We start from the raw sequence: 8,898 nt of genomic DNA on the forward strand, positions 1-8,898 counted from the left end.
GACGCCGATGCGGGCCGGGAAGGAGTCCTTGATGACCACCGGGATCAGCACGTTGATCAGGGCGATGCCCGCGGTGGCCACGAGAGTCCCGCCGAGCACCACGGCCGGGCCGTCGAGCACGCGCAGCACGAGCCCGGCCGCGAGCGTGCCCAACGCGATCGCGATGGCGGCGCCGATGCCGGCCCGGCGGGCGAGCAGCGGCGCGGCCAGCCCCGCGCCGGCGAAGCACAGCGTCGGCAACGTCGTGAGCACGCCGGCCCAGACCCCGGAAGTCCCCAGGTCCTGGCGCATTTCCGCGAGCATCGGGCCGACGCCGGTGATGGCCGGGCGCAGGTTGAGGGCGGTGAGCACCACCGCGATCGCCAGCAGCGCCCCGCCGGCGACCACGCCCGGGGCGCGGAACTCCACGGCGCCGTCCAGTTCGGGTTCGAGGCCGGATTCACGGTGTTCGACGCGCATAGAGGCTACTATCGCATACGTAGGATGATTGGATGAAGGGATAACACTGTGCCTCTGGCCACCACCCGGCGAGCAGGCCTCGTCGACCAGGTCATCGACCAGCTGCGGACCGCGGTCACGCAGGGCGAATGGCCGATCGGCGAACGCATCCCCACCGAAGCCGAGCTCGTCGACCAGCTCGGCGTCGGGCGCAACACCGTCCGCGAAGCCGTGCGCGCGCTCGCCCACACCGGCCTACTGGAGGTCCGGCAGGGCGACGGCACGTACGTGCGCGCCACCAGCGAGGTCTCCGGCGCGATCCGGCGGCTCTGCGGGTCGGAGCTGCGCGAAGTCCTGCAGGTCCGGCGCACCCTGGAGGTCGAAGGCGCCCGTCTGGCCGCCGCCGAGCGCACCGACGACGAGGTCGCCGAGCTGTGGGCCCTGCTGTCCCGCCGGGAGACCGAGCTGCGCGACGGGCGCTGGGAGGACTTCGCGCGCACGGACGCGGAGTTCCACTGCGCCGTCGTCCGCGCCGGCCACAACCGGCTGCTCACCGAGCTCTACCGCGGGCTGACCGAGGTCATCACGGCCAGCGTCGCGGCGACGTCCAGCATCACGCCGGGCGCCGAGCACGTGCCCGAGATCGGCCACGAAGGACTGGCCCGCGCCATCGCCGAGCAGGACGCGGAGCGGGCGGCCGCCGAGGCGTGCGGCTTCCTGGACGAGCTCCTGCAGCGCATCGAACCCTCCTGACCTGCACTGACGCCACTTTGACCCCTAAGGGTGCCATTTCAGGGTTGTCGTGGCACCACTATGGCGCCATAGTTGTGCCATGGACCTGACGCCCTTCGTGGACGAACTCCGCCGGGAGCTCGCGGTCGCCGCCGAAGCGGCGGGCGAGGAAGCCGTCGCCCTGGCCGAGCGGCTCACCGCGCCGCTCGAATCGGCGATCCGGCTCACCCTGCTCGACGCCCTTTCCGCGGCGGCCGACGAAATCACCCGCGACCTCGCGCCCGGCTCCGTCGAGGTGCGCCTGCGCCGCCGCGAAGCCGAATTCGCCGTCGCGCTGCCCGCCGCGCCCGAGCCGCCGCCGCGGGAAACACCGCCGCCTCCGCCGGAAATCGACGACGGCGCCGTCGCCCGGGTCAACCTCCGGCTGCCCGAAGCGCTCAAGCAGCGCGTCGAAGAGGCCGCGAACCGGGAGATGCTCTCGATCAACGCCTGGCTCGTGCGGGCCGCGAACGCCGCGCTCGGCCCCGGCAAGGGCCAGACGCAGCGCCGGTCGGTCTTCGGCGAGAAGTACACCGGCTGGGTTCAGTAACCCCCTTTTCCTTTCACCCACACGTCTCCGACCTGCGGAGACGCCACCCGAGCACCCCAGGAGGGCGCAGCCATGCCCGTTTTCGCCACCCCCGAGCCGATCTCGGCCACGATCGACGTCAGCGTCGCCGACATCCGGATCGTCGCCGGCGAGCGCGCGGAAACCACCGTCGAGATCGAGCCCGCCGACCCGTCCGAACCCGAAGACCTCAAGGCGGTCGCCAAGACCCGCGTCGAGTTCGCGAGCGGCGAGCTGCTGGTCAAGGGCCCGAAGTACGCCACCAAGCTGTGGGGCAAGGGCGGCTCCCTGCACGTCACGGTGGAGCTGCCCGCCGGCTCGCGCCTCAGGTCCACGGCCGCAATGGGCGACATCCGGGTCAGCGGCCAGGTCGGCGACAGCCGCATCAAGACCTCGGTCGGCGACATCCACCTCGACGAGGCCGCGCGGCTCGAGGCGAGCACCGCCACCGGCGACGTCACCGTCGAGCGGGCTACCGGGCACGTCGAGGCCCACACCGGCTCCGGCGAGCTGCGGATCCGCGAGATCGACGGCACCGCCGTGCTGAAGAACTCCAACGGCGAGACCCGCGTCGGCGAAGTCACCGGCGACCTGCGGGTCAGCACCGCCAACGGCGACATCTTCGTCTCCCTCGCCCACGCCGGCGTGCACGCCAAGACCGCGTCCGGCGACATCCGGCTCAACGAGGTCATGCGCGACTCCATCGTCCTCGAGACCGCCGTCGGCGAGATCGAGGTCGGCGTCCGCGAGGGCAGCGCCGCCTGGCTCGAGCTCAACTCCCTGACCGGCTCCGTGCGCAACACGCTCACCCCGTCCGACGGGCCGGGCGGGACCACGGAAACGGTCGAGGTCAAAGCCCACACCTACACCGGCGACATCGTCATCCGCCGGGCCTGAAGTCTCCACGCGAAGAAGGGGAAGACCATGCCAGACGCCATCGTGGCCGAAGGGCTCGTCAAGAAGTACGGCTCCGTCACCGCCCTCGACGGGATGGACCTGCGGGTCCCGGAAGGGACCGTGCTCGGCGTGCTCGGGCCGAACGGCGCCGGGAAGACGACCACCGTCCAGATCCTCACGACGCTGCAGAAGCCGGACGCCGGCCGCGCGACCGTCGCCGGGTTCGACGTCGTGAACGACGCGCACGTGCTGCGCTCGCACATCGGCGCGTCCGGCCAGTACGCCGCCGTCGACCAGGAGCTGACCGGGGCCGAGAACCTCGAGATGGTCGGGCGGCTCTACCACCTCGGCACCAAGCGGGCCAAGGCCCGCGGCCGGGAGCTGCTGGCCCGGTTCAGCCTCGAAGACGCCGCCGACCGGCCGGTGAAGGGCTACTCCGGCGGCATGCGGCGCCGGCTCGACCTGGCCGGCGCGCTCGTGGCCAACCCGCCGGTGCTGTTCCTCGACGAGCCCACGACCGGGCTCGACCCGCGGGCCCGCACCGAGCTGTGGGACGTCATCACCGAGCTGGTCGCGGGCGGCACGACGCTGTTGCTGACCACGCAGTACCTCGAAGAAGCCGACCGGCTGGCCGACAGCATCGCCGTCGTCGACCACGGGCGCGTGATCGCCCGCGGCACCGCCGACGAGCTCAAGGACCTCGTCGGCGGCGAGCGGATCGAGCTGACCGTCGGCACGCACGCCGACGTCGAGGTGGCGCGGCGAGCGCTGGCGCGGCTGGCCAGCGGCGAGCCGCAGGCCGAGGCGTTCCGGCTCACCGTGCCCGTGACCCACGGAGCGAAAGCGCTTACCGAAGCGCTGGCCCTGCTCGCCGCCGACGGCGTCGACGTCCGCGACGTCGGCGTCCGCCGCCCCACCCTCGACGACGTTTTCCTCACTCTGACCGGCCACGAGACGGCCGAACCCGCGAAGGAGGCCGTGTGATGAACGCGGTGCAGATGGCCGTCACCGACGGCGTGACCGTCGCCAAGCGCAACTCGATCAAGATCGTCCGGTCGCTGGACCTGCTCGGGTCCATCGTGTTCATGCCGGTGATGTTCGTGCTGCTCTTCGGCTACGTCTTCGGCAGCGTGATCGACATCCCCGGCATGTCGTACCGCGAGTTCATGCTCCCGGGGATCTTCACCCTCGCGGTGGCGATGGGCAGCATCGTCACCGGCTACGGCCTGACCGACGACCTCCAGAAGGGCATCATCGACCGGTTCAGATCACTGCCGATGTCGCCGGCCGCGGTGCTGATCGGGCGGACCACGGCGGATCTCATCCTCAACGTGACGAGCCTGCTCATCATGGGCATCGTCGGCCTGCTGGTCGGCTGGCGCATCCACACCGGCGTCTTCGAGGCGCTGGGCGGCGTGCTCCTGCTGCTCGCCTTCGCCTACGCGCTGTCGTGGGTGATGGGGACGCTCGGCCTAGCCGTGCGCAAACCCGAAGTGTTCAACAACGTCTCGAGCGTGGCGATCTTCCCGCTCACGTTCCTGGCCAACACGTTCGTGGACAGCAGCCGCCTGCCCACCCCGCTGCGGGTGATCGCGGACTGGAACCCGGTCTCGGCGATCACCCAGGCGGCGCGGGAGCTGTTCGGCAACACCAGCGCGGCGATGCCGGTGCACGACGTCTGGCCGATGCAGCACGCCGTGCTCGCGTCGGTGCTGTGGATCGCGGTGCTGCTGGTGGTCTTCGTGCCGCTTTCGGTGCGCTGCTACAAGAAGGCGACCAGCCACTGACTCACGGCAGCGTGAGGATCTCGCTGCCGTCGGCCGTCACCACGAGGGTGTGCTCGAACTGGGCCGTCCACTTCTTGTCCTTCGTGGTGACGGTCCAGTCGTCGGACCAGATGTCGTAGTCGATGGTGCCCAGCGTGATCATCGGCTCGATCGTGAAGGTCATTCCCTCCTCGATGATCGTGTCGACGGAGGGCTCTTCGTAGTGCAGGACCGTCGGCGGCGTGTGGAACGCCGGGCCGACGCCGTGGCCGGTGAAGTCGCGGACCACGCCGTAGCCGAAGCGCTTGGCGTAGGACTCGATGACCCGGCCGATGACGTTGAGCTGACGGCCCGGCCGGACCGCCTTGATCGCCCGCATCGTCGCCTCGCGGGTGCGCTCGACCAGCAGGCGGGCCTCCTCGGAGACGTCGCCGGCCAGGAAGGTCGCGTTCGTGTCGCCGTGGACGCCGCCGATGTAGGCGGTGACGTCGATGTTGCAGATGTCGCCGTCCTCGATCACCGTCGAGTCCGGGATGCCGTGGCAGATGACCTCGTTGAGCGAGGTGCAGCACGACTTCGGGAAGTGGCGGTAGCCCAGCGTCGAGGGGTAGGCGTGGTGGTCGAGCACGAACTCGTGCACCACCTTGTCGATGTCGTCCGTGGTGGCACCCGGCTTGACGGCCTTGCCGCCTTCCTCCAGCGCCTGCGCCGCGATCCGGCTCGCGATCCGCATCGCCTCGATCACCTCGGGCGTGCGCACGCCGTTGCCGGTGTCCCGCTTCGGCGCCGGCTTGTCCACGTACTCGGGACGGGCGATGGAACTGGGGACGTCGCGGCGCGGCGTCTGGACGCCGGGAACCAGCGGGGCACGAACGGACATGCCCCCACTTTACTAATCCGGCCAAAAGTAGGCCGACCCCCACTCGGCACGTGACCGTTGCTACGAAGTCATTCGGCCGTGGCTGTGGTCGGATTAGTAACGATCGGCACAGTACGACGGCCCGCTCAGCCGACCCCCGCCAGGAACCGGTGGGCGGCCTGCACCGCCGGTTTCGACGAACCGGCTTCGGTCAGCAGCACAGCGAACGCCAGGTCGCCGCGGTAGCCGACGAACCAGCCGTGCGAGCGGGAGCCGTCGCCGAACTGAGCGGTGCCGGTCTTGCCCGCCACGTCGGGGATGTCCCGCAGGCCGGTCGCGGTGCCGCTGGTGACGACCTCGCGCATCATCCCGCGCAGCGCGTCGAGGACGTCCTGCGAGGGCGCGTCGCCGACGTTGTTCGTGCTCGCCGGCATCCCCTTCACCAGCGACGGCGTCGGCACGTGACCGGCCTGCACGGTCGCCGCGACCAGGGCCATGCCGAACGGGCTGGTCACCACCGTGCCCTGGCCGAAGCCGTTCTCGGCGCGCTGGACGGCCGAGTCGCTGGCCGGGACGGCGCCGGTGACCGTGGTCAGGCCGGGGACCACGAAGTCGGCGCCGAGCCCGAACGAGCGCGCGGTGTCGGTCAGCGCCGAAGCCGGGAGGCCCGCGGCGAGCCGGGCGAAGGTCGTGTTGCAGGACCGCGCGAACGCCGTCTTCAGCGGCACCCGGCCGAGGTCGAAGCGGCCTTCGTTCGGCACCACCCGGTTTTCGACCGCCGTGGTGCCGGGGCAGTCGACCGGGCTGTCCGCGTCGACGTCGCCCGCCGACAGCGCGGCCGCCGCCGTCACGATCTTGAACGTCGACCCCGGCGGGTAGCGCCCGGACAGCGCCAGCGAGCCTTCGTCGTCGGCGGCGCCGTTCTGCGCCACGGCGAGGATGTCGCCGCTCGACGGCTGGATCGCCACCAGCGCGGCCGGGTACTCCTCGGTTTCGAGGGCCTTCTCGGCGGCGGCCTGGATCCGCGCGCTGAGTGTGCTGGTCACGGCGGGCGCTGGCCGCGGCGGCTCGGCCTTGAGCTCGGCCGACTCGCCCCCGGTGACGTCCCGGGTGACGATCCGCCAGCCCGCCGCCCCGGCCAGCTCCTGCTCGACCAGCGCGCGGATGCCCGGCAGGACCTGCTGCCCGGACCCGCGGGTCACCGGCAGCAGCCGCTCCTGGCTGGCGAAGCGGACGCCGGGCAGGTCGTAGATCACCGGCTTGACCCGCTGGTAGTCGCCGGCGCGCAGGCTGATCACCGGGTAGGCGTCGCCGGGCTTGGTCTTGCTCATCCCGTCCAGCACCGAGCGGCCGGTGACCGACGGCTCGTACCGGTGCAGCGCCTTGGCGAGCGTCCCGGCGACCGCGCTCGGGTCGCCGGCCTTCTGCGGGTCGACGACCACGCCGATCACGGTCTGCGGACGCATCAGCGGCACGCCGTCGCGGTCGAGCACCGGCGCCGTCTCGGGCAGCTGCGGCAGCATTCCGAGGGTCTGGCCGACGGCCAGCTGCGGGTGCACGACGGTCGGCTGCCAGTGCACCTGCCAGCCGTTTTCGGCCGCGCGCAGCTGCGCGTCGGCGCGGTAGGACCAGGTGCGGCCGTGCGGCAGGTGCCAGGTGAGCTGGTAGCCGGCGGTGACGACGTCGCCGTCCGGCTGCTTCACCTCTTCGTCGTCGACGTCGAGCGAATCCGGGGCGAGCACGCCGAGGACCTGGCCCAGCACGGTCTTCGCGGCGTCGGGCGAGTCGGTGTTCGCCGCCGCGGCGGCGACGTCCCCGGACGCGACCGCGTCCAGGAAGGCGGAGAGGGCGTCCTCGGGACCGTCGCCCGAGCACCCGGCCGTGGTCGCGGCGGCGAGCAGCAGCACCGCGAGCGCACCACGGCGTCGACGTGCACTCATGACGGGATACTGCCTGGTCAGCGCGTGTCCCTCGGGCTGAAACGCGGCCACGGAAGGGTGACTAGAAGAGCACCGTCGCGTACTGGCCGACCTGCTGGAACCCGATCTTGCGGTAGGCCGCGAGGGCGGGGGTGTTGAACCCGTTGACGTACAGGCTCGCGGTGCGGCCCAGGCCGCGGACGAGCCGGTTGACCACGGCGGCCGTGCCGGCGGTGCCGAGCCCGCTCCCCCGGCGTTCGGGGTGCACCCAGACGCCCTGGATCTGCCCGACGGTCGCCGACATGGCGCCGATCTCGGCCTTGAAGACGACTTCGCCGTTCTCGAACCGGGCGAACGCGCGCCCGGCGCCGATCAGCTCCGTGACGCGGGCGCGGTAGCTGGCGCCGCCGTCACCGCTGCGCGGGTCGACGCCGACCTCCTCGATGAACATCGCGACGGCCGCGGGCAGGTACCGCTCGAGCTCGTCCGGCCGGACCGGCCGCACGAGCGGGTCGGCGGCCACCAGCGGCGTGCTGTCGAGCGCCATCAACGGCTGGTCGTCGCGTACCTCGCGGGCCGGGCCCCACTCGTTTTCGAGCTCGTCCCAGAGCCCGAGGACCTGCTCGGCCGGGCCGACGAGCGACGAACACGTGCGCTGCCGGCGCAGCGCGCGGTCGGCGAAGGACCGCAACGCGGGCGCGTTGCCGCGCAAGGGGATCAGGTTCGGCCCGGAAAAGCACAGCCCTTGGAGCCGCCCGGCACGAACCGGGCGGCTGTCGGCGGCCCAAAGCTCACCACCGAGCCGCCACGGATCGAGACCGGCAGCCTCGACCCGGGCGCTGACCATGCAGCTGCCCACCGGGTCGGCGGCGAGAGCCGCACGCACCGCCGGATAGTCCCGATCATCGAGCAGCCGTGCACCTGCAAGCCGCAACACGGGCTCCAGGGTGCCAGATTCCGCCGGTAAACGGAACGCGAGGCCGTCGACACGCTGAGATGAACGCCCGGAACGTATGCAGTGGTGAACGGCGTCAGGGCGCGCCGCGGTAAGTGCCGATCGTCCAGGAGTTGCCCTCCGGGTCACGCAGGCTGAACGTGTGCGAGCCGTACTCGGTGTCGGTCAGCCCGGCCGTGATCTCCGCGCCGGCGTCCCGCACCCGCGCGTGGATCTCGTCCACCCGGTCCGACACCACGTACACCGCGCCCGTGCCCGGCTTCATCGCGTCGTGGACGCCGTCCGCCGGGCGGACGCTGCCCAGCATCACCGCGCCGCCCTCGGGCCAGCGCAGCTCGGCGTGCGCGATCAGGTCACCTTCGGGCACCACCAGCGCCTCGGTGAAGCCCAGGACGTCGACCAGGAACCGGACCGCGGCCGGGGCGTCGTCGTACCGGAGGGCGGGCCAGACGTTCGGTTCAGGAGTCATGTCACGAGTCTTGCCCGGCGGCCACCTCCTGGTCTTGGAGGAACGGGAGCTCCTCGGCGATCCACGTGCCCGGCGTGCACCCGGCCAGCGCGCGCCACTCGTTGGTCAGGTGCGCCTGGTCGTAGTAGCCGCTCTCGACCGCCAGGGCGGCCAGGTCCGCGTGGCCCCGGCGCAGCAGCCGCGCGGCCCGCTCGAACCGCAGGACCCGCGCCGCCTGCTTCGGCGCCAGGCCCAGCTCCGCCCGGAACCGCTCGCC

At 71.8% G+C, this 8,898-nt stretch carries 10 protein-coding genes and 1 pseudogene; 5 read left to right on the forward strand and 6 right to left on the reverse strand.

Translation table 11 applies throughout. The features are described from left to right. Positions 1-459, reverse strand: a pseudogene (locus tag G3I65_RS44060) (MFS transporter); the annotation flags it as partial. Positions 460-507: 48 nt separating this feature from the next. On the opposite strand from G3I65_RS44060, the gene G3I65_RS44065 reads away from it, so the two are divergent. The 5 genes from G3I65_RS44065 (at position 508) to G3I65_RS44085 (ending at position 4,461) form a co-directional block, all read left to right on the forward strand. Then, the gene (locus G3I65_RS44065) at positions 508-1,191 is read left to right on the forward strand and encodes a FadR/GntR family transcriptional regulator (RefSeq protein WP_160701377.1); all 684 of its coding nucleotides are present in this window, start codon (positions 508-510) and stop codon (positions 1,189-1,191) included. Positions 1,192-1,270: 79 nt separating this feature from the next. Then, positions 1,271-1,759, forward strand: a complete 489-nt coding sequence (locus tag G3I65_RS44070; RefSeq protein WP_160701378.1) for a hypothetical protein — start codon at positions 1,271-1,273, stop codon at positions 1,757-1,759. Between the two features lie 72 nt (positions 1,760-1,831). Next, positions 1,832-2,674 (forward strand): DUF4097 family beta strand repeat-containing protein, encoded by an 843-nt coding sequence (locus G3I65_RS44075; RefSeq protein WP_160701379.1) that lies wholly within the window; start codon positions 1,832-1,834, stop codon positions 2,672-2,674. 27 nt (positions 2,675-2,701) lie between these two features. After that, positions 2,702-3,658 (forward strand): ATP-binding cassette domain-containing protein, encoded by a 957-nt coding sequence (locus tag G3I65_RS44080; RefSeq protein WP_160701380.1) that lies wholly within the window; start codon positions 2,702-2,704, stop codon positions 3,656-3,658. Further along, a complete protein-coding gene (locus tag G3I65_RS44085) occupies positions 3,658-4,461 on the forward strand; it encodes an ABC transporter permease (RefSeq protein WP_163046857.1) in 804 nt (267 codons plus the stop codon). The genes G3I65_RS44080 and G3I65_RS44085 overlap by 1 nt, the downstream gene beginning before the upstream one ends. A gap of 1 nt (position 4,462) precedes the next feature. Here the strand turns inward: G3I65_RS44085 and map are convergent, their stop codons facing one another. From map to G3I65_RS44110, 5 genes are all read right to left on the reverse strand, one after another. Beyond that, a complete protein-coding gene (gene map / locus G3I65_RS44090; RefSeq protein WP_160701382.1) occupies positions 4,463-5,320 on the reverse strand; it encodes a type I methionyl aminopeptidase in 858 nt (285 codons plus the stop codon). Positions 5,321-5,445: 125 nt separating this feature from the next. Then, on the reverse strand, positions 5,446-7,239 hold the full coding sequence (locus G3I65_RS44095) for a penicillin-binding transpeptidase domain-containing protein (RefSeq protein WP_166641350.1): 1,794 nt from the start codon (positions 7,237-7,239) through the stop codon (positions 5,446-5,448). A gap of 61 nt (positions 7,240-7,300) precedes the next feature. Next, a complete protein-coding gene (locus tag G3I65_RS44100) occupies positions 7,301-8,155 on the reverse strand; it encodes a GNAT family N-acetyltransferase (protein WP_160701383.1) in 855 nt (284 codons plus the stop codon). A 94-nt stretch (positions 8,156-8,249) separates the two neighbouring features. Then, the gene (locus tag G3I65_RS44105; RefSeq protein WP_160701384.1) at positions 8,250-8,642 is read right to left on the reverse strand and encodes a VOC family protein; all 393 of its coding nucleotides are present in this window, start codon (positions 8,640-8,642) and stop codon (positions 8,250-8,252) included. Position 8,643: 1 nt separating this feature from the next. Next, on the reverse strand, positions 8,644-8,898 hold a 255-nt coding region (locus G3I65_RS44110; protein WP_160701385.1), incomplete at its 5' end, for an AraC family transcriptional regulator.

Source organism: Amycolatopsis sp. SID8362, assembly GCF_010550475.1.
Taxonomy (GTDB): Bacteria; Actinomycetota; Actinomycetes; order Mycobacteriales; family Pseudonocardiaceae; genus Amycolatopsis; species Amycolatopsis eburnea.